General features: G+C 68.0%; 21 protein-coding genes. 15 read left to right on the top strand and 6 right to left on the bottom strand.

Features of this window, described 5'->3' with window-relative positions; genetic code table 11:
- Positions 1 to 124: 124 nt before the first annotated feature.
- Positions 125 to 1048, top strand: coding sequence for an NADP-dependent oxidoreductase (locus AB0I94_RS13275; RefSeq protein WP_363309630.1), 924 nt, complete (start codon positions 125 to 127; stop codon positions 1046 to 1048).
- 42 nt (positions 1049 to 1090) lie between these two features.
- Positions 1091 to 2029 (top strand): AraC family transcriptional regulator, encoded by a 939-nt coding sequence (locus tag AB0I94_RS13280; protein ID WP_363309631.1) that lies wholly within the window; start codon positions 1091 to 1093, stop codon positions 2027 to 2029.
- A 206-nt stretch (positions 2030 to 2235) separates the two neighbouring features.
- Here AB0I94_RS13280 and AB0I94_RS13285 read toward each other — a convergent pair whose 3' ends face one another.
- The gene (locus AB0I94_RS13285; protein WP_363309632.1) at positions 2236 to 2988 is read right to left on the bottom strand and encodes a sulfite exporter TauE/SafE family protein; all 753 of its coding nucleotides are present in this window, start codon (positions 2986 to 2988) and stop codon (positions 2236 to 2238) included.
- A gap of 230 nt (positions 2989 to 3218) precedes the next feature.
- Between AB0I94_RS13285 and AB0I94_RS13290 the strand changes: the two genes are divergently transcribed.
- On the top strand, positions 3219 to 4199 hold the full coding sequence (locus tag AB0I94_RS13290; RefSeq protein WP_363309633.1) for a LysR family transcriptional regulator: 981 nt from the start codon (positions 3219 to 3221) through the stop codon (positions 4197 to 4199).
- A 99-nt stretch (positions 4200 to 4298) separates the two neighbouring features.
- On the top strand, positions 4299 to 4808 hold the full coding sequence (locus tag AB0I94_RS13295; protein ID WP_363309634.1) for an ankyrin repeat domain-containing protein: 510 nt from the start codon (positions 4299 to 4301) through the stop codon (positions 4806 to 4808).
- Between the two features lie 202 nt (positions 4809 to 5010).
- Here the strand turns inward: AB0I94_RS13295 and AB0I94_RS13300 are convergent, their stop codons facing one another.
- The gene (locus AB0I94_RS13300) at positions 5011 to 6120 is read right to left on the bottom strand and encodes a substrate-binding domain-containing protein (protein WP_363309636.1); all 1110 of its coding nucleotides are present in this window, start codon (positions 6118 to 6120) and stop codon (positions 5011 to 5013) included.
- Between the two features lie 697 nt (positions 6121 to 6817).
- Between AB0I94_RS13300 and AB0I94_RS13305 the strand changes: the two genes are divergently transcribed.
- The 5 genes from AB0I94_RS13305 (at position 6818) to AB0I94_RS13325 (ending at position 12393) form a co-directional block, all read left to right on the top strand.
- Positions 6818 to 7021, top strand: coding sequence for a cold-shock protein (locus AB0I94_RS13305; protein WP_100598391.1), 204 nt, complete (start codon positions 6818 to 6820; stop codon positions 7019 to 7021).
- Positions 7022 to 7185: 164 nt separating this feature from the next.
- Complete coding sequence (locus AB0I94_RS13310) at positions 7186 to 8715, top strand: DEAD/DEAH box helicase (RefSeq protein ID WP_363309637.1); 1530 nt, start codon at positions 7186 to 7188, stop codon at positions 8713 to 8715.
- A 267-nt stretch (positions 8716 to 8982) separates the two neighbouring features.
- Complete coding sequence (locus tag AB0I94_RS13315; protein ID WP_363309638.1) at positions 8983 to 9552, top strand: WHG domain-containing protein; 570 nt, start codon at positions 8983 to 8985, stop codon at positions 9550 to 9552.
- A 292-nt stretch (positions 9553 to 9844) separates the two neighbouring features.
- A complete protein-coding gene (locus tag AB0I94_RS13320) occupies positions 9845 to 11041 on the top strand; it encodes a GDSL-type esterase/lipase family protein (protein WP_363309639.1) in 1197 nt (398 codons plus the stop codon).
- 254 nt (positions 11042 to 11295) lie between these two features.
- The gene (locus AB0I94_RS13325; protein ID WP_363309884.1) at positions 11296 to 12393 is read left to right on the top strand and encodes a chitinase; all 1098 of its coding nucleotides are present in this window, start codon (positions 11296 to 11298) and stop codon (positions 12391 to 12393) included.
- 235 nt (positions 12394 to 12628) lie between these two features.
- Here the strand turns inward: AB0I94_RS13325 and AB0I94_RS13330 are convergent, their stop codons facing one another.
- Both AB0I94_RS13330 and AB0I94_RS13335 read right to left on the bottom strand, forming a co-directional pair.
- Positions 12629 to 13771: an acyl-CoA dehydrogenase family protein gene (locus AB0I94_RS13330; RefSeq protein WP_363309640.1), complete on the bottom strand. Its 1143-nt coding sequence runs from the start codon at positions 13769 to 13771 to the stop codon at positions 12629 to 12631.
- Positions 13772 to 13855: 84 nt separating this feature from the next.
- Positions 13856 to 14545, bottom strand: a complete 690-nt coding sequence (locus AB0I94_RS13335; RefSeq protein ID WP_363309642.1) for a helix-turn-helix domain-containing protein — start codon at positions 14543 to 14545, stop codon at positions 13856 to 13858.
- Between the two features lie 414 nt (positions 14546 to 14959).
- Between AB0I94_RS13335 and AB0I94_RS13340 the strand changes: the two genes are divergently transcribed.
- A complete protein-coding gene (locus AB0I94_RS13340) occupies positions 14960 to 16186 on the top strand; it encodes an acetyl-CoA C-acetyltransferase (RefSeq protein WP_363309643.1) in 1227 nt (408 codons plus the stop codon).
- Positions 16187 to 16392: 206 nt separating this feature from the next.
- On the opposite strand, the gene AB0I94_RS13345 is transcribed toward AB0I94_RS13340, so the two are convergent.
- Complete coding sequence (locus AB0I94_RS13345) at positions 16393 to 17076, bottom strand: TetR family transcriptional regulator (RefSeq protein WP_363309645.1); 684 nt, start codon at positions 17074 to 17076, stop codon at positions 16393 to 16395.
- 200 nt (positions 17077 to 17276) lie between these two features.
- Here AB0I94_RS13345 and AB0I94_RS13350 point away from each other — a divergent pair, with 200 nt between their 5' ends.
- The 5 genes from AB0I94_RS13350 (at position 17277) to AB0I94_RS13370 (ending at position 23717) form a co-directional block, all read left to right on the top strand.
- A complete protein-coding gene (locus tag AB0I94_RS13350) occupies positions 17277 to 18506 on the top strand; it encodes an oxygenase MpaB family protein (RefSeq protein ID WP_363309646.1) in 1230 nt (409 codons plus the stop codon).
- 30 nt (positions 18507 to 18536) lie between these two features.
- A complete protein-coding gene (locus AB0I94_RS13355) occupies positions 18537 to 19760 on the top strand; it encodes an oxygenase MpaB family protein (RefSeq protein ID WP_363309647.1) in 1224 nt (407 codons plus the stop codon).
- Positions 19761 to 19835: 75 nt separating this feature from the next.
- On the top strand, positions 19836 to 22178 hold the full coding sequence (locus tag AB0I94_RS13360; RefSeq protein WP_363309648.1) for a molybdopterin cofactor-binding domain-containing protein: 2343 nt from the start codon (positions 19836 to 19838) through the stop codon (positions 22176 to 22178).
- A 27-nt stretch (positions 22179 to 22205) separates the two neighbouring features.
- Positions 22206 to 22682: a (2Fe-2S)-binding protein gene (locus AB0I94_RS13365; RefSeq protein WP_363309649.1), complete on the top strand. Its 477-nt coding sequence runs from the start codon at positions 22206 to 22208 to the stop codon at positions 22680 to 22682.
- A 21-nt stretch (positions 22683 to 22703) separates the two neighbouring features.
- On the top strand, positions 22704 to 23717 hold the full coding sequence (locus AB0I94_RS13370; protein ID WP_363309650.1) for a porin PorA family protein: 1014 nt from the start codon (positions 22704 to 22706) through the stop codon (positions 23715 to 23717).
- A gap of 190 nt (positions 23718 to 23907) precedes the next feature.
- Here AB0I94_RS13370 and AB0I94_RS13375 read toward each other — a convergent pair whose 3' ends face one another.
- Positions 23908 to 24399: a hypothetical protein gene (locus AB0I94_RS13375; protein ID WP_363309651.1), complete on the bottom strand. Its 492-nt coding sequence runs from the start codon at positions 24397 to 24399 to the stop codon at positions 23908 to 23910.
- Positions 24400 to 25468 lie beyond the last annotated feature (1069 nt).

Here is a 25468-nt window from a genome sequence, read left to right on the forward strand (position 1 = left end):
CCTATGGCCGAAGGTGCCCATCGGCAAGACGCTGAGACATGCAGACGAGACAGAAAGCCATTCTGCGGCTCATTCGATCTCCCTAAGGTTGAGGAAACAACTCAACGAACCCAGGAGAATTACCGTGCGCGCAGTGATCCAGAAGTCTCTCGGCGGCCCCGAGGTCCTTGAGCTCGTGGAGATCGAACAGCCGAAGCCGCAGGCAGGCGAGGTTCTCGTCAAGGTCCGCGCCAGTGCCGTCAACCCCGTGGATGTCGCCGTCAGGGCAGGCGCCTTCCCGCTGCTCGGTGAGCCGCCGTTCGGCGTGGGATGGGACATCTCCGGGGTGGTCGAAGAGGCCGGCCCCGGCGCCGGGTTCGCGGTGGGCGACGAGGTGTACGGCATGCCGCACTTCCCCCGCGCCGCCACCGCGTACGCCGATTACGTCGCCGTTCCGTCAAGCCAGCTGGCCCGCAAGCCCGCGTCGCTGGACCACGTGCACGCCGCCGCGGTCCCCCTCGCGGCGCTCACCGCCTGGCAGGGCCTGGTGCGCGCGGCGGACGTCAGGGAAGGCGACCGGGTGCTGATCCAGCGGGCGGCCGGTGGCGTCGGCCACTTCGCGGTGCAGATCGCCAAGGCGCGAGGCGCTCACGTGATCGGCATAGCCGGCGCAGGCCGGCACGACTTCCTACGCGGCCTCGGCGCCGACGAGATCATCGACTACCGGACCACCGACTTCACCGAGGTCGTCAAGGACGTGGACGTCCTCCTCGACTCCACGGCCCAGGGCGACCGCTCGCTCGGCGTGGTCCGCCCCGGCGGCGTACTCATCAGCCTCCTGGAGCACGGCGACAAGGAGCTCGCCGCACGCGTCGAGACCGCGGGACGGCGCTTCGCCGGTGTCCTGGTCGAGCCGGACTCCGCCGGGCTCGAAGCGCTCGCCGAGCTGATCGACGCGGGCCGGATCCGTCCCTACGTCGAAGAGACGTTCCCACTGTCGGAGGCGGGCAAGGCACACGAACTGGTCGCCGCGGGACACGTACAGGGCAAGATTGTCCTGACGGTCTGAACAGGGTGACCGCGACGGCTGCATCAGGAAGGGCGAGGCCGGATGGACATCCTCACCGAGGCGCTGGCCTCGATGCGCACGGGGCACCCCGCGTCCGTGCGGACCAACGGCCGCGCCCCCTGGGGCCTGCGACTGCCGTCCGTCGCGGGCGCCGGTTTCCACGTGGTGCTGTACGGCACGTGCTGGCTGGTCCCCCTGCCCGAGGCGACCGCACGGCTGGAGCCGGTCCAGCTGAACCCCGGGGACGTGATCTTCCTGCGCGACGGCCGGGGCCACATCCTCGCCGACCACCCCTCCACCCCGGCCGAGGAGTTGGAGGCCGTGCGATATCAGGGGGGTTCACCGATCGGCTCGGTCACACTCGGCGGCGAGGGCGCGGCGACCAGCCTGCTGTGCGGCAACTACCACCTGGACCAGGGGCGCCCGCACCCGCTGGTGCGCCAGCTGCCCGAGGTGATCCATCTGCCGACGCGGCACGGCCGCCATCCGGAGCTGAGCGCCGCCGTCCAACTCCTCGGCTCCGAGCTGGAGAACCCGCGCATAGGCTCCGACGGCATCGTGCCCACCTTGATCGACTCGCTGCTCCTCTACATCCTGCGGGCCTGGCTGGACGATCAGCCCGCGGCCGCCGCTCAGGGCTGGGCGGCGGCCCTGGGCGACTCGGCGGTGGCGCCCGCCCTGTCGGCCATGCACGACGATCCCGCGGCCTCGTGGACGGTCGAGTCCCTCGCGGTGCGGGCCGGTCTGTCCCGCGCCGCGTTCGCCCGCCGGTTCGCCGCGCTGGTCGGCGAACCGCCGATGGCCTATCTGACCCGCTGGCGCATGACGACCGCCGCGCGGATGCTGCGGGAGTCCGACGCCCCGCTGACGACGGTCGCGGCCCGCACCGGATACGGCTCGGAGTTCGCCTTCGCCAAAGCCTTCAAGCGGGAGTACGGCTTGGCGCCGGGTGGCTACCGGCGCCAGAACAGGGCGGCCTAGGCGGCGGCGCGTCCGGCGCGGCTGCTCAACCGTTCAGCCGCAGCTCAACGGCTCGGCCGCCGCTCAACTGCTCGGCCGTCACTGAACCGCTCAGCCGAACTGGCCGGGTCGGTAGTGCCTGGGGGCGCCTGGGATGCGTGAGGTTCCTGGGGGTGCGTGGAGGTTCCTGGAAGTGCCTGGCAGCACCTGCAGGTGCCTGGAAGTGCTCACAAGGCCACGGCGACAGCCGCCGTCACCCCGACGGCCACAATGAGCCCGCGCAGCACGGTGGGTGAGAGGCGCCGTCCCACGCGCGCGCCGATCAGACCTCCCAGGGTCGAGCCGAGGGCGATCACACCGGCCACCGTCCAGTCGACGCTCGTCACCGCGATGAAGATCACTGCGGCCACGCCGTTCACGATGGACGCGAGAACGTTCTTCACGGCGTTCAGGCGCTGCAGGTCATCCCGGAGGAACGACCCGAACAGGCCCATGAGCAGCACCCCTTGGGCCGCGCCGAAGTAACCGCCGTAGACGCCGGTCACCATGACGCCGGCCCACAAAGGCGCACCGCCGTCCGCACGGCCGCGGCTGTCGCGCCCCGCGAGCCACTTCTGTAGGCGGGGCTGCAGAAGGACCAACACACAGGCGATCAGGATCAACACCGGCACGGCCGACCGGAACGTGTCGGCGGACAGCTTCAGGAGCAGGACGGCCCCCACCACACCGCCCAGGAGTGATGCGAGGCCGAGCTTGATGAGGCGGGACCGCTGTCCCTCGAGTTCGGCGCGATATCCGTACGCCGCGCTGATCACGCCCGGGACGAGCCCAATGGTGTTGGAGACGTTGGCCAGCACCGGTGGGTAACCGAAGGCCAGCAGCGTGGGGAAGGTGATCAACGTGCCGGAGCCGACCACCGCGTTGATGCCCCCTGCCGCGACGGCCGCGGCCGCTATGGCCACTGTCTCGAGCGCCTGCATGGATCGTCCTCCCCGGGACGGTCGGCGTACCGGAGTGCGGGCAGCCCGGGACGGAGAAGTCTGGTGCGGGGCCGACGGGTCGGCACCCGGCCCGGCCCGCCCGCCCTCCGGAAGACGTACGGACCGGGCCGGGTTGCCGCCCTGGGCCCGGGAAGATCGTCCCGCTCGCCCGACACCCAAGTCAATCCTCGGATTTCCTTGCAGACCCCCAAGCTGTAGCTTCACCCTTCATGACTCTTGACGACCTACGTGTCTTCGTCGCCGTCTGCCGAACGGGCAGCCTCAGCGCCGTTGCCCGCGACCTGGCCTGCACGCAGCCCGCGGTCAGCCAGCACATCAAGCGCCTGGAGCGAGAGCTCGGGCTCAGCCTCCTCGAACGCCACCCGCGAGGAGTCGTCCCCACCCCGGCAGGACAGCTCCTGCACAACGCGGCCGCCGGCGGCCTTGGCGACATCGACCACGCCTTGCGCCGGCTGAACGACCTGGTGCACGGCGAGGCCGGATCGGTGCGGATCACCACCGGCGCCACCACGGTGCGGCACTTCATGTCCGACGCGATCGTCGCCTTCCGCCGACGCCACCCCCAAGTGAGCCTGGAATTCCAGACCGCGCACTCCAGCCGCAGCTGCTTCGACGCCCTCATCGCGGGCGGTCTGGACCTGGCCTGGATCACCATCGGCGGACCGGTGAAGGGCATCGAGCAACGCCCCGTCATCGAACTGCCCTGGGTGCTGGCCGTCCACCGCGACGACCCTCTCGCCACCAAGTCGCAGATCACCACCGCCGACCTGGCCGGCATCCAGCTCATCGGGCTCCCGGAGAGCACGACCTCCCGCGCGCGTCTGGACGCCTGGTTCACCGAGCGCGACATCAGCCCGGCATCCGACACCAGCGTCGCCGACTGGGACACTGCCCTGCTGCTCGCCGAACTCGGCCTGGGCCACGCGATCGTCCCCGACCTGCCGGGCTGGCGCGGCCCGGGCCACCCGGACCTGCGCCTGATCCCCATCCCGGAACTGCCCACCCTGTGGACCGGCTGGGCGGTACGCCGTTGGGACGCGCTGTCCCCCTTGGCCAAGACCTTCGCCGACACGGTGAGCCACAACTGCCCGGGCGCACGCATCCCCCGGCAAACGTCGGAGGGGGCGGAGAGGGCGAAGGCGTCGACGGGGGCGGACGGGGCGGAGGTGATTGTCAGTGGCCGTCTGTAGCGTTCAGTGAGTGGCCGGTGATCGGTGACCGGTGGCTGGTGCCGGTGGCTGGTGACGGCCCGGCCAGAAGGTGTGGCCACCACGAGGGGGGGGAGTGTCATGGCTGTTGTCGAAGGTGGCGGCTGGACGGGCCTGGGCTGGGAGAGCTGGCGGGATCCCGCGCTGGTACGTGAACGGCTGGAGCGCGGAGCCGACCCGAATGCGTGGGGGAGCGGCCGTCCCCTGCACATTGCGGCCGAGTTCGGCTCACCGGACGTGGTCGCCGAACTGGCCCGCCGTGTCGACGACGTCGACGCCGAGGCGGAGGGATGCACCGCGCTGTGGGCCGCGGTCCTGGCCGACCGTGCGGACAACGCCCGTGTTCTGGCCGCCGCGGGGACGGACCCGTGGCGCACAGTGCTGGCGGACTGGTCTCCGGGGCGGCTCAGCCTGGCGGGGCCGAACCCGGACCTCTTCGTGGTGCCGGCCGATGAGCGTGGCCTGACCCCGGCTGAATCCGCCGCCGCGACGGAGGGCGGACGACGCTCTCCGCGGGCACCGTCTGCTACGGCCTCCATGCCAATCCCAAGAGCGCCGACCAAGGCAGCATCGCCCGCGACGGCGTCATAGAAGGCGGGGACCTGCACCAGGGAGGAGGCCCCGATGGGGCCGACTCCTCAGCAGAGGTCCTCGCCTCCTAGCTCTATCGCTACAAAGCGGTCGCCTACTCCTGTGCCTTCGCGGGCCTGCGTCTGACCCATGGCCGCGCCGTCACCGGCTCGCCCGACCGCTGGCTGAAGCTGCCCCGGAGCGGCTACTGGTACTGAGCGGTCTAGCCCTTGAGTCCGATCGTCGCGCACGCCGCCTTGAACTCGGCCGTGCAGATCTCGTCGGTCTTGTAGATGCCGTCCTTGATGACCGTGGACTTGATGGTGTCCCGGGTCAGGGGGCGGACCGAGACGAGGAGGGAGGGAATGTTCTTCGTGGTGGCGTTCTCGGACCTGTCCCCGGCCAGGGCGTCGTACTCGACCATGCGGCCCTGGGCGATCCGGACCGCCATCTCCGCGGCACCGACGGCCTCTTCGGGGTAGGGCTTGTAGACGCTCATGTACTGCTCGCCCGTGACGATGCGCTGCACGGCCGGCAGTTCTGCGTCCTGGCCGGTGACCGGCGGCAGGTCGGTGATGCCCGCGGCCTTGAGGGCCTTGATGGCACCGCCCGCCATGCCGTCGTTGGCGGAGTAGACGGCGGCGATGTTGTCCTTGCCGACGGCGGTGATCGCGTCGGTCATGTGGGTGCCGGCCGTCTGCGGCTTCCAGCCATCGGTGTCGTACGACTTGGCGATGTCCACCTGGTTCTGGAGCTGGGAGAGCGCGCCTTCCTTGAACACGGCGGCGTTCGGGTCGGTCGGCGCTCCGTTGATCATGACGACCTTGCTGTTCTGGCGGTTGCCGCTGCCGAGCGCCTTCAGGATCGCCTGGCCCTGGACCTGTCCGACCAGTTCGTTGTCGAAGGCCACGTAACCGGACACGGGTCCCTCGGCGAGCCGGTCGTAGGCGATGACGGGAATGTCCGCTTCCTTCGCCTTCTTGACCGACGGCGCGAGCTTCTTTGCGTCCACCGCGCTCACCAAGATCGCGTCGACCTTGTCCGCGACCATCTGGTCGAGCTGGCCGTTCTGCTTGGCCGCGTCGCCCTTGGCATTGGCGTAGACGAGCTTGCCCTTGCCGTTGGTGAGCTTCTTGACCTGCTTCTCGATGATGGGGTGGTCGAACTTCTCGTAGCGGGCCGTCTCCGTCTCGGGCAGGAGCAGGCCGATGGTGACCGCGTCACCCTTCCTCTCGGCCTGTGACTCCCCGTCGTCCGACTCCAGCAGGCTGCCGCAGGCGGCAAGCGAGAGTGCCAGGGCGCTCACAGATACGGCGACGGTGGCTTCACGCATACGGGTTTTCATTCGCCCACTTCCTCGATCGGACCGCTTCGTTGTGGTCCGAGATGGCTGAAAGCCAACCCCGGAGTGTTCCCGGCGTCAAGGAGTCAATGCATAACGAGATTGCAATGGAATGTGCGTTTCAGTATTGAACTGTCCTGCATTTACACGTGACAGCAGGAGTGTCCGCAAGCTGCGCCTGTGCCGCATGGGGCTGGTGGGGTGACGCGGGGCCTGCATGACTTGGAGGGTGGCCTCGGCGGCACGCCGGGTCCGGACGGCATCGCGGCCGGGGTGTCCCGCCGGAAACGAACCGGACTCTTCGGACACCTCCGCCGGTCGGCGTCACCTGCGTCGTGGGTGAGCTGGAGAGCGGGCGGCGTGGCGGACGCCCTGGGGTCTGCTCCGGCGGGTCTTCCTCGCTCCGGGTGAGGCCCGAGGGCCGCAGGTCTCCGCAATGTGGCCCGGCCTCAGGGCCGGTCGGGCGAAATATGTGGGGCTTGCCCGTGCCGTGAAGCTGATCTCGTGCTACTGTTGATCGTAGTTGCAGTTGTGGTTCCCATAAGACTTCAAGTGCCTTTGGTGGACAATTCCACCGGGCACTTTTGTATTTCCGGGGAGAAGTTTTCCCGGACGGGGCAATCAACGTGGCGACGCCGGGGTTCGCACAGTGCGGGTCCCGGAGCTTGCCCCGAAGGAGAAAAATAGTATGGCTACTGGCACCGTGAAGTGGTTCAACTCGGAAAAGGGCTTCGGCTTCATCGAGCAGGAGGGTGGCGGCCCCGACGTCTTCGCCCACTACTCGAACATCGCCACCCAGGGCTTCCGTGAGCTTCAGGAAGGCCAGAAGGTGAACTTCGACGTCACTCAGGGCCAGAAGGGCCCGCAGGCGGAGAACATCGTTCCCGCCTGACGCTGAAGCGTTAAAACGACGCTGGTGTCCGCGCCTCACGGCGCGGGCGCCAGCTCGTTGCTGTTTACAGAAGGTTTTGTCTTTTATTCGGCTCGTGCTTGCAATTCGTTCGGTTGAAACCACCGAGAATTCCTCGATGCGTGCCATATCGAGGAAGGTTCTCCATGAACCGTTCAGCACGCGCGAACGACCGATACTCCAATCCCCGCAACAGCGGCGGCCCCCGCGGTGCCGACCCCCGCAAGGGTGGCGGCGCCCGCACCGGAAACCGCTCCGGCGGGCAGGGGCGCCGACCTGCCGCGCCCCAGGGCGAGTTCGCCCTGCCGGTCACCATCACCCCGGGCCTGCCGGCGGCGGCGACCTTCGCCGAACTCGACATGCCGGCCCCGCTGCTGAAGACGCTCACCGACCTCGGCGTGACCGAGCCGTTCCCGATCCAGGCGGCCACGCTGCCGAACGCCCTCGCGGGCCGGGACGTACTGGGCCGCGGTCGCACCGGATCCGGTAAGACTCTCGCCTTCGGGCTTCCGCTCCTCGTGCGCACCGCCGGCCGGCGCGCCGAGTCGAAGCAGCCCCTCGCTCTCGTCCTCGTTCCCACCAGGGAGCTCGCCCAGCAGGTCACCGAGGCGCTCACCCCGTACGCCCGGGCGCTGAAGCTGCGTATCGCCACGGTGGTCGGCGGGATGTCGATCGGCAGGCAGGCCGGAGCGCTGCGCTCCGGTGCCGAGGTGGTCGTCGCCACGCCCGGACGCCTCAAGGACCTCATCGAACGCAAGGACTGCCGCCTGGACCGGGTGAGCATTACTGTCCTGGACGAGGCCGACCAGATGGCCGACATGGGCTTCATGCCCCAGGTCACCGAACTGCTCGACCTGGTACGTCCCGACGGCCAGCGGATGCTGTTCTCCGCCACTCTCGACCGCAACGTCGACCTGCTGGTGCGCAGCTACCTCCACGACCCGGTCGTCCACTCCGTCGACCCGTCCAAGGGTGCGGTCACCACGATGGAGCACCACGAACTGCACGTGCACGGCGCCGACAAGATGGCGACCGCCACCGAGATCGCGGCCCGTGAGGGCCGGGTGATCATGTTCCTGGACACCAAGCACGCCGTCGACCAGTTCACCAAGCACCTGATGGGCAGCGGCGTACGGGCCGCCGCGCTGCACGGCGGCAAGTCGCAGCCCCAGCGCACCCGCACGCTCGCCCAGTTCAAGACCGGGGCGGTGACGGTCCTGGTGGCCACCAACGTCGCGGCCCGCGGCATCCACGTCGACAACCTCGACCTGGTGGTCAACGTCGACCCGCCCATCGACCACAAGGACTACCTCCACCGCGGCGGCCGTACGGCCCGCGCCGGTGAGTCCGGCAGTGTGGTCACCCTGGTGACCCCCAACCAGCGTCGTGACATGAGCCGTCTGATGTCCGCCGCCGGGATCAGGCCGCGGATCACGCAAGTGCGCTCCGGGGAAGCCGAGTTGAGCCGCATCACCGGGGCGAAGGCCCCCTCTGGAGTGCCCATCGGGGGCAGTGCGCCGATCGATCGCCCCAAGCAGCGCGGCGGCGCCCCCTTCCGGGGGATGGGCACGCGTCCGGGGCAGCCCGGCCGTTCCGGCGGCGGCTCCCGCAGGACCGCCGAATCCCGCGAGATGGCTGAGGCCCGTAAGGCCGCACGGGTGCGTCGCGCCGCCTGAGCGTGGTTCTTGGCCTGTGGGTCAAGAACGGTCCATGTGCCGCGGCGGCGGCATCACCCCCGAACTCCAAGGAGTCGGGGGTTTTCGCCGTGCCGTGCCGGCCGGCCTTGGTGTCCCGGAGGGTACGTGGCCGTACTCGTGGACGGCGCCTTCAGTGAACTGGGCGGCATCGGTCTGTGGGTGACTGGCGCTTCCTGTGCGGCTAGCCGATTTGCCTAAAGGTATTAGGTAGATGCATCATTGGTTAAGCCGAAGTGGAGGAAGGGCATGGTTCGCGCAGGACTGACCGTGGAGCGCTTGGCGCAAGCCGGGGCGGAGCTGGCCGACGAGGTCGGCTTCGAGCAGGTGACTGTCTCGGCGCTCGCCAGACGTTTCGACGTCAAGGTCGCGAGTCTGTACTCGCACTTGAAGAACTCGCAGGACCTCAAGACGCGGATTGCCCTCCTTTCGCTGGAGGAACTCGCCGACCGGGGCGCCGCCGCGCTGGCCGGGCGGGCCGGGAAGGACGCGTTGACCGCGTTCGCCGATGTCTACCGCGACTACGCGAGGGAGCACCCCGGACGCTATGCCGCGGCCCGGCTGAGGCTCGACCCGGAGACGGCGGCGGCCAGCGCGGGCGTCAGGCACGCCCAGATGACGCGGGCGATCCTGCGCGGCTACGACCTGACGGAAGCCGACCAGACGCACGCGGTCCGGATGCTGGGCAGCGTCTTCCACGGCTACGTCAGCCTGGAGATGGCGGGGGGCTTCAGCCACAGCGAGCCCGACTCGCAGGAATCGTGGGCACGCATCCTGGATGCCCTCGACTCCCTGCTCCGGAACTGGCCCGCGCCCTGACTGGGGCGGCGCTCTGACTGGGGCGGCGCCCTGACCGAGGCGGCGCTCCGACCAGGCCCGCGCTCTGACCCGGGGCCTGTGCCCCTGACCGGGTCCTGTGCCCCTGACCTGGGGCCCGTGCCCCGACCGGGTCCTCGTGAGCCGACTCCCGCCGGGGGTGGCAGCGTTGTAGCGACGTATCTACATCGACGTATCGACGTATCGATGTAGATGTATCGGCCCCTCCCGCAAGCCTGACCGGCAGCCCAGACGACCGAAACAACCCACATACGATGATCATCAGGCGGAGGCCATGGACACCGAGCAAGACTGGATCACCACACCCATCACCGCGGACATTCTGCGCGGCGCCCTCGACCTGGAGCACACCGCGCACGGCGTCCTGCCGCACCGGCTGCCCGCATGGGCCCGCGCTCAGTGCGCCGACGGGCAGTTGGCCATGGCGGAGTCCCAGCCCTCCGGTGTGCGCCTTGCCTTCCGCACGCGGGCCACCATCATCGAACTGGACGCGCTTCGCACCAAGCGCGACTACGTGGGCGCCCCGCCCCGCCCGGAGGGGCTGTACGACCTGCTCGTCGACGGACACCTGGCAGGTCAGGATTCGGTGAGCGGTGGCAGAACCCTGACCATCGACCTGACCAACGGCAAGGTCGAGACCCGGCCCGGCCCGGTCGGCACGCTCCGCTACGCCGAACTGCCCGACCGCGCCAAGGACATCGAGATCTGGCTGCCGCACAACGAGACGACCGAACTCGTCGAGCTGCGCACCGACGCACCCGTCGAGCTCGCCCCGGACCGGGGTCGCAAGGTGTGGCTGCACCACGGCAGTTCGATCAGCCATGGCTCCGACGCGGCGAGCCCCACCGCCGTCTGGCCCGTCCTCGCCGCTTCCCTCGGCGGTGTCGAACTGATCAACCTCGGCCTGGCCGGCAGCGCTCTCCTCGACCCGTTCACCGCTCGCACCCTGCGGGACACTCCCGCCGACCTGATCAGCGTCAAGATCGGCATCAACGTGGTCAACGCCGACCTGATGCGCCTGCGTGCCTTCGGTCCGGCTGTCCACGGGTTCCTCGACACCATCCGTGAAGGCCACCCCGACACGCCCCTGTTGGTCGTCTCGCCCATCCTGTGCCCCATCCACGAGGACACCCCCGGCCCCTGCGCGCCTGACTTCAGCGACCTCAGTTCAGGACGGCTGACGTTCAGCGCCATGGGCGATCCGGCGGAGCGTGCCGGCGGGAAGCTGACGCTGCGGGTCATCCGCGAGGAACTGGCCCGGATCGTGGAGCAGCGGTCGGCCGACGACCCCAACCTGCGCTACCTCGACGGCCGCGAGCTGTACGGGGAGGCCGACTTCGCCGAGCTGCCGCTGCCCGACAAACTGCATCCGGACGCCGCCACCCACCGTCGTATGGGCGAGCGCTTCGCCGAACTGGCCTTCGCGGCTGCCGACGGTGCCTTCGGAGCCTCCGCGGGGCCAAGGGCCTGAAGCCGGCCGAGTTCGGCTCGTGTGCTGGGCCTGCGGGAGCGGGTTCCGTCGGGCCGGCCCGGCTGAGGCGGGGCTAGGGAAGGCTTGGTCCAGACCTATTGACGGAAGGTCTGGACCTCTTTACGGTGTGGCGCGTCGCACCTCTTACGTCTCCAGGCACCACTGTCCAGGAGGTAAGCGTGTCATCCCGAATCTCTTCCCACGCCCGCATCCAGCGCCGCCCGCCGTCCCGTCTTCTGGCTGTCGGTCTGGCGATGGCCTTCGCCGTGCCGGTGTTCGCCGGCGCGGCGCAGAGCAGCGCGGCTCCGCAGGGCAGCCGGGACACCAGCCGCGTCACGCAGAGCACCCATGTCGAGGTCGCTTCCCGGGACGCCCGTGATGCCCCCCGCGGCCCCATGGAAGAGACGTGCGCGGTCAAGTCCAAGCCCGCCGGGAAGGTGCTCCAGGGCTACTGGGAGAACTGGGACGGAGCCGCCAACGGCGTGCACCCGCCGTTCGGTTGGACCCCGATCACCGACACTCGCATGCGCGACCACGGCTACAACGTGATCAACGCGGCGTTCCCCGTCATCCGCTCCGACGGCACCGTCCTGTGGGAGGACGGCATGGACTCGACGGTGAAGGTCGCCACACCGGCCGAGATGTGCCGGGCCAAGGCGGACGGTGCCACGATCCTCATGTCGATCGGCGGTGCGACGGCGGGCATCGACCTCAGCTCGAGCACCGTCGCCGACCGCTTCGTCGAGACCGTGGTGCCGATCCTGAAGAAGTACAACTTCGACGGCATAGACATCGACATCGAGACCGGCCTCGTGGGCAGCGGCAACATCAACCAGCTCTCCGCGTCGCAGGCCAACCTCGTGCGCATCATCGACGGCGTCCTCGCCCGGATGCCCGCCAACTTCGGCCTGACGATGGCGCCCGAGACGGCGTACGTCACCGGGGGCAGCGTGGCGTACGGCTCGATCTGGGGCGCGTACCTCCCCATCGTGAAGAAGTACGCGGACAACGGCCGCCTCTGGTGGCTGAACATGCAGTACTACAACGGGAGCATGTACGGCTGCTCCGGCGACTCCTACTCCGCCGGAACCGTACGGGGGTTCATCGCGCAGACGGACTGCCTGAACAAGGGCCTGGTCATCCAGGGCACCACGATCAAGGTCCCCTACGACAAACAGGTCCCAGGCCTGCCAGCGCAACCGGGCGCGGGCGGCGGCTACATGGCCCCGAGCCTGGTGACCCAGGCATGGAACCACTACGGCGGAGCCCTCAAGGGCCTGATGACCTGGTCCATCAACTGGGACGGTTCAAAGGGGTGGACGTTCGGCGACAACGTGAAGCGGCTGCTGTAGCGACGTTCGCTGATCATGGCAAACGTGCGGGTCAGTTAGGGGCGCACCTTTCGGGGTGCGGCCCCGATCCCGTGCCCGTGCTGGATCGGTGCTGGACTTCCTGACCTGCCGTCACCTGTTGTCGCCCCTGGTTATCGGGACCGTGCTGGGTTGGCGCTTTCGGTGTGCGGGGTCTGGACGATGGGCTGCTCGACCCCGAACGTCTCGCAGAGCCGTGTCCTCGGCAATGCCGCCTCTACAACCCGTACGTCTTGCCGATGATGTCCCGCTGGATCTCGCTCGTGCCGCCGTACACCGTGGAGACGACGGTCGAGCGCAACAGGGCTTCCATGCCGTACTCGGTCGCGTAGCCGTAGCCGCCGAGCATCTGCATGCCCTCCAAGGTCACGTGCTTGGCGAGTTCCGTGCACTTGAGCTTGGCCATGGATGCCTCGCGGGCGAAGACACGGTTGGGCTCCGCGTCGATTGCGGCGGCTACGTCGTACACGAGGAGGCCGGCGCATGCGAGTTCGGTGGCCATGTCGGCGATCCGGTGCTTGAGTGCCTGGAACGAGCCGATCGGCTGCCCGAACTGCTCGCGCTGGCGCACGTATACGAGGGTGTCGTCGAATGCCCGGCGGGCGGTGCCGAGCATCAGCGCGGCAAGAATCATCCGCTCCAGGTTCAATCCGGTCATCAGCTGCGGCCAGGCCTTCCCCACCGAGCCGACGACCGCCGAGTCCGGGACGAAGCAGTCGGTGAAGTAGAGGTCGTTGACCTCCTTGCCGCCCATCGTCTCGATGCCGCGGATCTCCAGGCCTACTGCGTCCGTGGGCACCATGAACTGGGTGAGCCCGTCGTGCTTCGAGCCATCCAGCGAGGTACGGGCGATGAGCAGGATGTGGTCGGCGATATGCGCGTTGGAGCACCAGGTCTTCTGCCCATTGATCACGTAGCCGCCGTCGACGTGGACCGCGCTGCAGGTCAGCGCACCCACGTCCGAGCCGGCACCGGGCTCGGACATCGAGATGGCCTCGACCCGGCCGGCCGTCACCCCTTCGAGAATGCGTCGCTTCTGCTCCGCGGTGCCGAACTTCTCGTACGCCGCAGCGGTGATCACCGTGGTCCCGAAGCCGCTGATCGGGGCGAGCCCGTATGCGGTCTCCTCCAGGAACAGGCACAGGTCGGTCATGCCTTGACCCGCGCCACCGTACTCCTCCGGAATGACGATGCCGAGCCAGCCCAGGCCCGCCATCTTCTCGTACAGCTTCTGGTTGTGCGGCTCCTGGCCGCCCTCAGTCAGCTTGTCCCGCTGCTCCTTGGTGCCGCACTCACGACGGCAGAAGTCGGCTACCGCCTTGACCAGGTCGCGTTGCTCGTCGGTGAGAACTCGGGGCATGTGCGTATTCCTCCTTGAGCAGCTTCAGACGTGAACGGCGTTCATCTGGAAAGGATCGGTACGTGAAACGCGTCGGCCACCGGGCTACTCGTCGTCCAGTAGGGCGGGATAAACCGTGTTCAGCAGGTGGAGCACCGCGCGGGTGAGGATGACGTGCAGGTCGCCGCGGCTGAGGGTGCCGCGCACCAGCCACTCACGGGAAGCGGCCTTGAGCATGGCGCTGTGGGAGCGGATGATCGCGCGGAGCTTGACGCGTCCTTCGGTGACGTCGGTCATCATCGCGGCCTCGAGAATGCGGTCCGTCGCGATCTCGTCCGCCTCGAGCATGATCCGGTCGATCTCGGGATCGTTGCCCAGGGCTTCCAGGCCGATCGCGGAAAGCCACATCTCCCGGTTGCGTTCCACGACTTCGAGCCACCGGTCGACGCAGATCGACAGGCGCTCCTCCGGGGTGGTCCGTGGCAGGCTCTCGGACACAGAGGCCGGCACCACCATCATCTGCCGCACCACTTCGAGGTAGAGCTGCCGCTTCCCTCCGAAATAGTGGTTGATCAGCGCCCGTGCGACGCCGGCTTCGGCGGCGATGTCCGAGGTGGACACCGCGGTGTAGCCGTTCGCTCCGAACAGCCGGCGGGCGACGACGAGGATCTCCGCGCGCCGGGCGTCCGGCTCCATCCTGCGTCGCTGGGGGGTCTGGCGCTGATCGCCCATGGAGTCGTCCTTGCCTGTCGTCGTGCTGATGGCCGGCGGCGGCACCCTGCTGCTGGCTGCCACCAACGGCCTTATGTGTACCTGGTGCGGCTCGGGTGGCTACTCGTACATCGACGCGAGGACTTGTGCAGTTGCTGTGCGGTGACCACGGCGGGCTCCCTTCATCGCGAACCGTCGAGCGGAGTCATCACGCGGACTCGGCGAGCGGAAATCTCCGGGCGACCTCACCTTGAATGGCTTATTGGCGGCATGTCAATAGGGGTGGCAAGCCCAGTCCGCCCTGGCTCAAGGCCCCACGCCGTTCGACCATCGGTTCTCACTAAGGCCACTACAGCGCTATTGACAGACTGCCAATAACTGGCGCTATCTTCGCGGCAGACGCTCCAAGAGCCGCATCGCGGCCCGGCGAACCGCATGCGCTGCCTTGAGCGACGGCTCGGGCAGGAGACATCTACGGCGCACAGAGAGCAGGGGACAGTGACCGAGGCCTTCATCTTCGACGCGATCCGCACTCCACGCGGCAGAGGCAGGAACGGCGCGCTGCACCACGTCAAGCCGGTGTCGCTGATGACGGGACTGATCGGCGAACTCACCCGACGGCATCCAGGGCTGGATATCGACCGCATCGACGACGTCCTGCTCGGCGTGGTCTCGCCCGTGGGCGACCAGGGCGTGAATCTCGCCAAGACCGCCGCGCTGGCCGCCGGCCTGCCCGACCAGGTGGCAGGTGTGCAGCTCAACCGGTTCTGCGCTTCCGGCCTGGAGGCGGTCAATACGGCCGCGCAGAAGGTCCGTTCGGGCTGGGACCAGCTCGTGATCGCGGGTGGTGTGGAGCCGATGTCCCGCGTACCGATGGGCAGTGACGGTGGCCCGACGGCAACCGACCCGGAGACCGCGTACGACACGTACTTCATCCCGCAGGGCATCAGCGCCGACCTGATCGCGACGATCGAGGGTTTCTCGCGGGAGGACGTCGACACCTTCGCACTGCGCTCCCAGTTGCGGGCCGCGGCGGCTTGGTCCGGCGGTCGCTTCGCGAAGTCCGTGGTGCCGGTCCGGGACCGCGACGGGGTCGTCCTGCTCGAGCAGGACGAGCACCCGCGCCCGGAAACCACGCTGGACACGCTCGGCCGGCTGAAGCCCTCATTCGCGGGCATCGGTGACCTTGGCGGTTTCGATGCGGCGGCGCTGCAGAAGTACCACGGGGTCGAGCGCATCGACCACGTGCACACGCCGGGCAACTCCGCGGGCATCGTCGACGGCGCGGCGCTGGTCCTGGTCGGTTCCGAACAGGCGGGTGCCGAGCTGGGCCTGACGCCCCGGGCGCGCGTTGTCTCCGCCGCGGTCAGCGGTGCCGGTCCGGCCATCATGCTCACGGGCCCTGCTCATGCCACCCGTAAGGCCCTGGACCTGGCCGGTCTGGCAGTGAACGTCATCGACCTGTTCGAGATCAACGAAGCGTTCGCCTCGGTGGTGCTCAAGTACGTCAAGGACCTTCAGCTGCCCTGGGACAAGGTCAACGTCAACGGCGGCGCGATCGCGCTCGGTCATCCGCTCGGTGCCACCGGCGCGACGCTCGTCGGCACGGTACTCGACGAGCTCGAACGAGGCTCCGCCCGGCGTGCCGTGGTCAGCCTGTGCGACGGCGACGGCGACGGCGGCGGCATCGGCATCGGCATCGCCACCGTCATCGAGCGCGTATAGCGCCCGCGTTCGGCCCGTATCCACCCGGAAGCAACGCCGTACCGATGCAGGAGGAACACATGAACCGCTGGGAGCAGGGACCCGACGGGATCGTCGTGCTGACCATGAACGACCCCGACCAGCCGGTCAGCACGATGGACCAGGCGTACGTGGCAGCCATGGAGGCGGCCGTCTTCGCTGGTGGCCAAGGCCGAGAACAACGGGTGCTACGAGTGAGCGGCGGGCGGCGGCCCAAGCATCGGCACCAGGAACTGCCGTGCCACCGCCCGCACTTGCTCATCGTCGTCGAGATCGATGACGTGGCTGGGGATGACCAGGAAGGATGCCGAGATCCGGACCATCATCTCCGCCACGACGTCCACGTCCACACCCTCGGCGATCAGGCCCGCTTGCTGCTCACGACGTAGCCGGCCGGCTACGAACTGCTGCACGACAAAAAGGGTGCGACCCCCGTCACTGGTCATCGACGGCACCACCACATCCGGCTCGGCCTCCATCAGGCCGCCGATGAGGGGGTTGCGACGGAACGCCCGCAACGAGCTCACAAACCCGAGCACCACGCGGTCCGCCACCGTCCCGGCCTCCTGGACGTCAACGATGAACTGACCGAAGTAGCGCCGGAATTCACGCCGCACGACCTGCTCGACCAGTGCGTCCTTGGAGGAGAAGCGGCGGTAGACCGTGACGCGGGAGACTCCCGCACGACGCGCGACGTCCTCCATCGAGGACCGTCGAATTCCCATACGGCGGAACTGCTCGAACGCGGCGTCGAGCACCCGCGTGGTCATCGCGTCGGAGTCGTCGGCCTGATCGGCGGCCTCGGCAAACGCACGCTCCAGGACGGAACTCTCGCCCTTGGGCGTGGTCAGAAAGGGAAACGCAGACTCCACGGTGACCTTTCCTGGTGCGCCATTCCGGCCTGTGGCCGGGACCGGAGGGATCGGACGTTCCCCGCATTATCCGCGAGCCGAAGAAGTCGGCTCCGGAGTCTGGTGCTCCAGTGCGGGCTGTGCTTCCCTCATGATACATCGCTACAGCTTCCGTATCAGAGTACCAATCTCATTGAGGCAACTCGAGGAGGAGTTCCGAGATGGACGATCTCAGCAGGCGGAAGATGCTGCTGGCCGGGGGAGGCCTGGGAGCGCTCGGGGTTCTCGGCGCCGCCTCGCCGGCAAGCGCGCGCACCGCCTGGAACTGGGCGGCCAGCGGCTCGGTGGCCGGGTCAGGCGCGGGCAGCGACCCACAGTGGGTATGGGACGACGAAGCCGACCAGCTCCTGGGCGCCATTCTCGAGCGCGGCGACGTACCGAAGGTCAACGAGCTGCTGCGCACCTGGACCCGCAACGATCAGCCGTTGCCGGCCGGACTGCCCGAGGACCTGCGGCAGTTCATGGAGAAGTCCCGCAAATTGCCCGCATGGGCCGACCGGGCGAAGCTCGAAACCGCAGCCAAGTTCAACGAAGGCCGGGGCCTCTACCTCAACATCCTCAACGGCATCGGCGGCGGCATGCTGAGCACCGCCATCCCTCGCGAGGCGCGCGCCGTGTACTACTCCAAGGGCGGCGCCGATATGGAGGACCGGGTCGCCAAGACCAGCAAGCTCGGTTTCGCCGTCGGTGCCCTCGACGCGTACCGGCCCGAGGGCACCTGCATCGTCGAAGCGGTGAAGACCCGCCTGGTGCATGCGGCAGTCCGCAACCTGCTACCACGGTCGCCCGGCTGGACCGGCACCAGCGGTGGGCAGAAGATCCCCATCAGCCTCGCCGACATGCTGGTCACCTGGCACACGCTGCCCACCTACGCCATGCGCAAGATGCGCGAGTGGAAAGTGCCGATCACCGACGCCCAGTCCGATGCCTATCTGCACGTGTGGCAGGTGACCGCTCACCTGCTGGGGATTCGTGACGACTTCATCCCCGGCTCCTGGGCTGCCGCCGAATCCCAGTCGAAACAGCTCCTGGACCCGGTGCTCGGCCCGACGCGCGAAGGCGTCATTCTCACCGACATCCTGCTCGGCCAGCTCGCCGAGCAGACGAGCCCCGGCAGCATCGACCGCCCGCTCGTCAACGCCTTCGCCCGCTACCTCGTGGGCAACCAGATCGCCGACTGGGACGGCATTCCCCGTGAGCCGTTCTGGGAGGCGGCGATCAAGACCGCCTGGCCGCCGCTTGTTGCCTTCCGCGAGGGCCTCATCAAACTGCCGCTCGTACCGCAGATCGCCTGGACCATCGACGAGGCGGCCCGTAAGTACATCCTCTTCTACCTGTCCAAGGGACGCGAGATCCACCTCGACATACCGGACACCAACCGGCCCGGCTGACCTGTCTGATCGCACAGAGGAGTGGGGATCATGGACGAACTCAGCAGACGCAAGATGCTGCTCGCGGGTGGAGCGCTGGGAGCGCTCGGGGCGCTCGGCTCGGCCACGCCGGCCGGCGCACGCTCCGCCTGGAACTGGGCGGCCAGCGGCTCGGTGGCCGGGGCGGGCGCGCCCAGCGACCCGCAGTGGGTGTGGGACGACGAAGCCGACCAGGTGCTGGGCGCGGTCATCGAGCGCGGCGAAGTACCAAGGGTGAACGAGCTGCTGCGCACCTGGACCCGCAATGACCAGCCGCTGCCGGCCGGTCTGCCCCAGGACCTGCGGCAGTTCATGGAGAAGGCCCGCCAACTGCCCTCCTGGGCCGACCAGGCGAAGCTCGGCACCGCCGCCAAGTTCAATCGCACCAAGGGCATCTATGTCGGTGCCCTGTACGGCCTCGGCAGCGGCCTGATGAGCACTGCCATCCCCCGCGAGGCGCGTGCCGTGTACTACTCCAAGGGCGGTGCGGACATGAAGGACCGCATCTCCAAGACCGCCAAGCTCGGGTACGACGTCGGTGACCTGGACGCGTTCCAGCCGCGGGGCGAGATGATCGTGACCGCGGTCAAGACCCGCATGATCCACGCCGCCGTGCGCAATCTGCTGCCCAAGTCGCCCGGCTGGACCGAGACCAGCGGCGGGCAGAAAATCCCCATCAGCCAGGCGGATGTGCTGGTCACCTGGCACAGCCTCCCCACGTTCGTCATGCGCAAGATGCGTGAGTGGAAGGTGCGGATCTCCCCGGCCGAGTCCGAGGCCTACCTGCATGTGTGGCAGGTGACCGCCCACATGCTCGGCGTGCGCGACGACTTCATCCCCGCCACCTGGGACGCGGCGAACGCCCAGTCGAAGCAGCTCCTGGACCCGGTGCTCGGCCGGACCCCTGAGGGCGTCAAGCTGACCGAGGTCCTGCTCGACATCGTCGCCGAGATCGACGGAGGCCTGAGCCGGCCCCTGGTCAGCGCGTTCTCCAGGTACACCCTCGGCGACCGGATCGGCGACATGATCGGTCTTTCCGACGAGCCGCTCTGGGAAGCAGCGATCGCGACCGCCTGGCCTCTGCTCGTGGCGTTCCGCGAGGGCGTGATCCCGCTGCCGCTCGTACCAGAAGCGGCCTGGACGATCGAAGAGGCCCTGCGTAAGTTCATCCTCGTCTTCCTGTCCGAGGGCAAACCCATCCACCTCGAGATCCCAGACACCAACCGGCCTGGCTGAGCACCTTCCGCGCACTCGCCGACAACCCGCCGAGATCGATGGGACGATGATGACGCACACCGCATGGGGTCGACCATGGCGCTGAGCCGACCCGCCCGTTCGTCCGACCCCGGGCCGGAGCCCGGCAGGGCCGACTTCGGCCGGCGTCGCTTCCTCGGCTACGTCCTTGCCGCGCCGACCTTGGTGGTCGCGGCCGACCTCGGTGTGGCACCCGAGGCCACGGCCGACGTTCCGGCCCCGACCGGAGCCGATCTGCCGTCACCAGAGATCACCGAAGTGGTCGACCTCAACGACGTGATGACCCTGGCGGCCCTTCCGACATCAAACCTGATCACGGTCCGCGTGCACCCGGACGGCACCGTGTCCTTCGCGCTGCCGCGGGCCGAGGTCGGTCAGGGCATCACCACGTCGACGGCCATGCTGATCGCCGAAGAACTGGACGTACCGATGGACCGGGTGCGCGTCACCCTGGCCGACGCACGCCCGGAATTGCTGTTCAACCAGCTCACCGGCGGTTCCAACACCACCATCTCGACGTACATCCCGATCCGGGTCGCCGCCGCCATCGCCCGCGACAGGCTCCTGCACGCGGCAGCGGCCGAACTCGACACCCCGGTCGGTGACCTCACCTTCGAAGCCGGTGTCATCTCCGCTCGGCGAGGCGGGAGCGTCGCGATCGGCGACCTTGCGAAGAGAGCGGCGAGCGACACCCCGCGCCAGGTCTCCGTGCGGCTCAAGGAACGCGAACAGTTCAGCGTCATCGGGCGGCCGCACAACCGTATCGATGCGCTCGCCGCCGTGACCGGGCGCAAGCAGTTCACCATGGATCTGAACGTGCCGGACGCCAAGCCGACGATGGTGTGCCGTCCGCCGACGATCAACGGCAAGGTCGGCTCCGTAGCCAACCTCGCCGAGGTCCGCGCCATGCCGGGGATCACCGATGTCGCGGTGATCTCCACCGGCATCGCGGTGCGAGCGAACACCTTCGGGCAGTGCATCGAAGCCGTACGCGCACTGCGGGTGTCCTGGAAACCCGGCAGCGCGGCAGGCAAGTCCGACGCCTCCGTACGCGAAGCGCTGCGCGCCGCCGAACTCCCCCTGGGAATACCCCCGCTGACGCCGTCGGTGGAGGCCACCTTCACCTTCGCCTTCCGCAGCAACAGCGCGCTCGAACCCAACTGCGCCATAGCCGATGTCCGTTCGGACCGCGCGGAGATATGGTCCGGCCTCAAGGCGCCCATCGTCGCCAAGCAGGCGATCGCCGCCAAGCTCGGACTTCCACAGAGTGCGGTGACTGTGCACGTCACCGAGAGCGGGGGTTCTTTCGGGCGGCGGCTGTTCTTCGATGCCGCACTCGAAGCCGCAGAGGCCTCTCAGAAGTTCGGCAAACCCGTACGACTGATGTGGCACCGGGCCGACGACTCCCGCCAAGGCCGGGCCCACCCCATGGCGACCTCGCGCGTACGGGCTGCCTATCTCGGCAACACCGTGCTCAGCTACAAGCAGCGGCACACCAGCGTGTCGACCGATCTGAGCCATGGCCTCGGCGAGATCTTCACCGCCCTGGCGGCGAAACTGCCGGTCGGCGACATCGGGTTCTCGGAGACGTTCTTCCAGCTGTCGCAGTCGATGCCGTACAACTTCGGTGCGAACAGTCGCCTCCTGAGCGAGACCGACAAGAGCTTCAACACCGGCAGCATGCGCAATGTCTACTCGCCTGACGTCACCTGCGCCCGCGAGCTGATCGTCGATCAGCTCGCCGCGAAAATGGGTAAGGACCCCTTCCGTTTCCGCCGCGACTTCCTGCGCGACGAACGCGCGCGGGCAGTACTCGACAAGGTCGCCGAAGCCGGCGACTGGGGACGCCCAATGCCGGCCGGCACCGCGCAGGGCATCGCGTTCCACTCCGAGTACAGCTCGGTCAGCGCGGTTCTCGTGGAGATCGACTGCCGACCGGAGACCGTGAAACGCCCCGTCCGCGACGGCGTGGCGGGCCCCCGGGTCACGAAGGCCGTATTCGCCGTGGACGTCGGTCTCACCGTCAACCCCCGCGGTCTGGAAGCTCAGATGATGGGCTGCGTCATGGACGGCATCGCTCTGACCCTGACCTCGAGCCTGCATCTGCGGGACGGCTACTTCCTCGAGGCCAGTTGGGACAACTACTTCTACACGCGCCAGTGGAACACCCCGCCTGAGCTGCAGATCATTGTCATGCCCAGCACGTCCGACAAGCCGGGCGGGGCCGGAGAGCTGGGTGTCGCGGCGTCGATGGCCGCGGTCGCCTGTGCTTACGGCCGCGCCACGGGGACCATGCCGACCAGCTTCCCGATCAACCACGGCACCCTCTCCTTCACCCCCAAACCGACCGTCCCGCCCATCCCTCCGTCTCCCACCGACGGCCTGGACCACGTCCGCTGATGTGTGCTGAAACAGCTGGGAGTTCCCGTGCCTGAACACACCTTCCGACTCAACGGTGAGCAGGTCACCGTCGATGTCCCGGACGACGAGCGTCTGCTGTGGGTCCTGCGCGACCTCCTCGGCGTCACCGGACCGAAGTACGGCTGCGGCATCAACGTCTGCAAGGCGTGCACCAGCCATCTCAACGGCAAGGCCGCCAATCCCTGCGCCATCCCCGTGAAGGACCTGCGCCCGACCGACGAGGTCACCACCATCGAAGGCCTCCCCGCCACCGTGGGCGCGGACCTCCACCCGATGCAACAGGCCTGGCTCGAGCAGGACGTGGCCCAGTGCGGCTACTGCCAGCCGGGCCAGATCATGGCCGCCGTCGCCCTGGTCCGCCGGGTCGACGCGGAAGGCCGGTCGATCACGGAGGCCGATCTTGACGGCATCCGCAACATCTGCCGCTGCGGCACATACGTCCGTATCCGCGAAGCCATCAGGACCGGCGCCGCGAACATGTGACGCGACAGAGAGAAGGACCTCGTGTCCGTTCGTCGTACATCGCTCATACTCGTCGTCGCTGCCGTCGTCCTGGTCGCGCTTGCGGGAGTCGTACGCTTCGTCGCCGCCCCGAGCGCAACCAAGCTGCCCGACGACACCGACCAGACTGTGCGCTACGCGGGCAAGGCCACGATGCTGGACGGCAAGGCCCTGCGGTCCGGAGACGCCGCTGACGCGATCAAGTCCGACATCCCGATCACCGTGGACCGGCGCGTCCACGTCACGTCCACGCACGGCGACACAGCCGTACTCGAGGACACGCTGACCATGCACGTCGGCGACCAGTCTCTGCCCAGTTCCAAGACGTACTCCATCGACCGGGACAGCAGAAAGGGAACCGTCCCGCCGACGTCTGCCGCTGTCGAACCTTCGCGGGGCGCGCTCAGTTCGGCGTTCCCGCCCGATGCCAAGCAGGATGATTCCTACACGTACTACGACTCGACGACCCAGTCGATCGTGCCCGTCCGCTACACCGGCACCGCCGAACGGAAGGGCCGTGAAGTGAACGTCTACAAGATCACGGTCGCGGCTCCGGTGAAGGACCCGGCGGTGCTCGAGCCGCTGCCGCCCGCACTGCCGAAGAACCTGGTCACACGACTCGCGCCCGGGATCGACGCCAAGGCGCTGCCGGACCCTGTCCCGCTGGCCTACCGGGGCGAATCGACGCTCGTCGCCTACGTCGATCAGCAGACCGGGGTCGCCATCGATCAGTCGGTGGACCGGAAGGTGGTGGCCACCACCGCCGCGGGCGGTAAGGAGACCGCGCTGCTCCCGGTGTCCGCCTTCGCCTTCGCGATCGTTCCGGAAAGCCAGAAGGACCTGGCCGACAAGGCCGCATCCGCAGGCCTGCTGCTGACCCTGCTCGCAGACGTAACGCCTCTCGTGCTGGTCGGTATCGCGGCCGTATTGCTCCTGGTCGTATTCCTGCGAGGGCGGAAGCAGCAGGCGGCCCCGACACCATCACAGGAAGGCGCGGCCGCGGCAGAAGCCGCATGAGTGCCCAGATCGCTGTCATGAGTGTCAGTGCCCAGAAGCGCTCGCTGAGCGGCACCAGGAGGTTTCGCTGCGCCTCGCCCTCCGCGGAGATGAGGTCTACCATCACTATGGCCGGCGTCAGGCAGGGGAGCGCCAGCCAGCGGGTGCTGCGCAGCATGCGGTAGACGGCGTGGTCGCGGTTGCCACGTAGTCAAACGGATCCGGGGACTGCAGCGAGGGCGTGGGCGTACATGTCGGCGGCTTGGGAGGCCGTCGCACCGGACGCGTCTTCGCGGACTTGGCGAGTTGCTGTGTCAGGGCGAGCTCGTGCTGGGGGTCGAGTCGCAGAATGTAGTGCTTGAGGCGTTCCTTTACCTTCCTGCATGCCGCCGACGTCGGCGAGCCGCACGGTGCCGGGAGCAGACACGTCCCAGGCGGTGGCATCGCCGAAGTCGCCACTGCCGTCGGTGCTGCGCGGGGTCTCGACGAAGCTCGGCGAAATGGCGTCGCCGATCTGGCCCTCGGCGGCCTGCCAGTTGAAGCCGGTGCGGGGGCTGGTGTCGGGTGGCTGGTGCGGCGAGGGCGTCGGGGCTTGTACGGGTTCGGGTGTGACGTTCTGCGGGGGTGCGGAGGGGCTGGAGGGGCTCATGACGCGGGTCATGAGGTCGCGTACAAGCTGATACTTGGCATGAACCCATGGCATGAACCCAAGGTGGCAATCCTTGGGTTGAAGTCAAGATGTAAATCCAAGGATGCCATTCAAAAGCTGCGCCGGCGCAAGTAGGCGTACAGCCGCAGGTCGACTGCGTGCAGCAGGCCCAGCGTCGCGCGTCGCCGTGGGCGAGCAGGAGGGTCAGCTCAGAGATCGCCTCAGGGGACGGCTTGAAGTAGCGGCGGACATTCTCCGGCTTCTTGTGCCGGGACTTGGCCATCAGCATCGGCATCAGCAGGGAGGCGCCCTGCTCTCCGAGGTGGGGCGAGGGCGGAATGGCGGTACTCGCGCAGGTCCCCGGTCCGCGCACGGCGCCCTGCTCATCGAGCAGGGCGCGGGCCTGGCCATAGGAGCTGGCCGGTGAGTGCCGCGATCCTCGGCGAGGCCGAACGTATGAGGCCAAGGCCAGCCGACTGCACCTGTTACTTCGTAGAAGATGGCTCAGCGGAATCTGCGTCAACGCCCAGCGCCTGAAGGCCAGCAGAGCGTCGCCAGCGATGTCCTCAAGTCGGTCGAAGTCTTCCGGCAGCACGTCGAGCAGGAAGTGTTGGACCCCCCGGTCGGCTCGCTTGACCAAAACGAGGGAGCGATAACAGATCTCGGGGAGCCGCGCTATGAGCTCTGTGGTGTGAATACGAGGCGATACTCTTCCAGGCCAGTGATGGGGTACTGGTTTCCCATCAGCTCATTGAAACGCGCTGCCGCAAATTCTCCCCCTTTTCGCCAAACTTCAAGTGTGTAACTCGCGTCAGGCTCTAGATCGAACGTCAACTCGGGCCCGTCGATATTCAGAAGGGTAATGTCTCCATTCCGGCTAAGGAAAGGCCAAGTACCCAGAAGCTCAAACTCAGAATCAACCTCGCCGTAGATCGGCGAGTGTCGAACTATCATTGTGACTACGGCCTCATGCGATTGGGCGTTGCTGAAGATCAGAGCAGCACCCTTCTCGACGTGAACAGGATCACTGTCCATCGGAAGATCGGTCCAGTAGGGGTCGACGTCTTCTCCCGGCCTCCGTGATTGGTCCAATCCGAAGATCGATCGAGTGATCGGTACGGTT

This window comes from Streptomyces sp. NPDC050147, assembly GCF_040660195.1.
Taxonomy (GTDB): Bacteria; Actinomycetota; Actinomycetes; order Streptomycetales; family Streptomycetaceae; genus Streptomyces.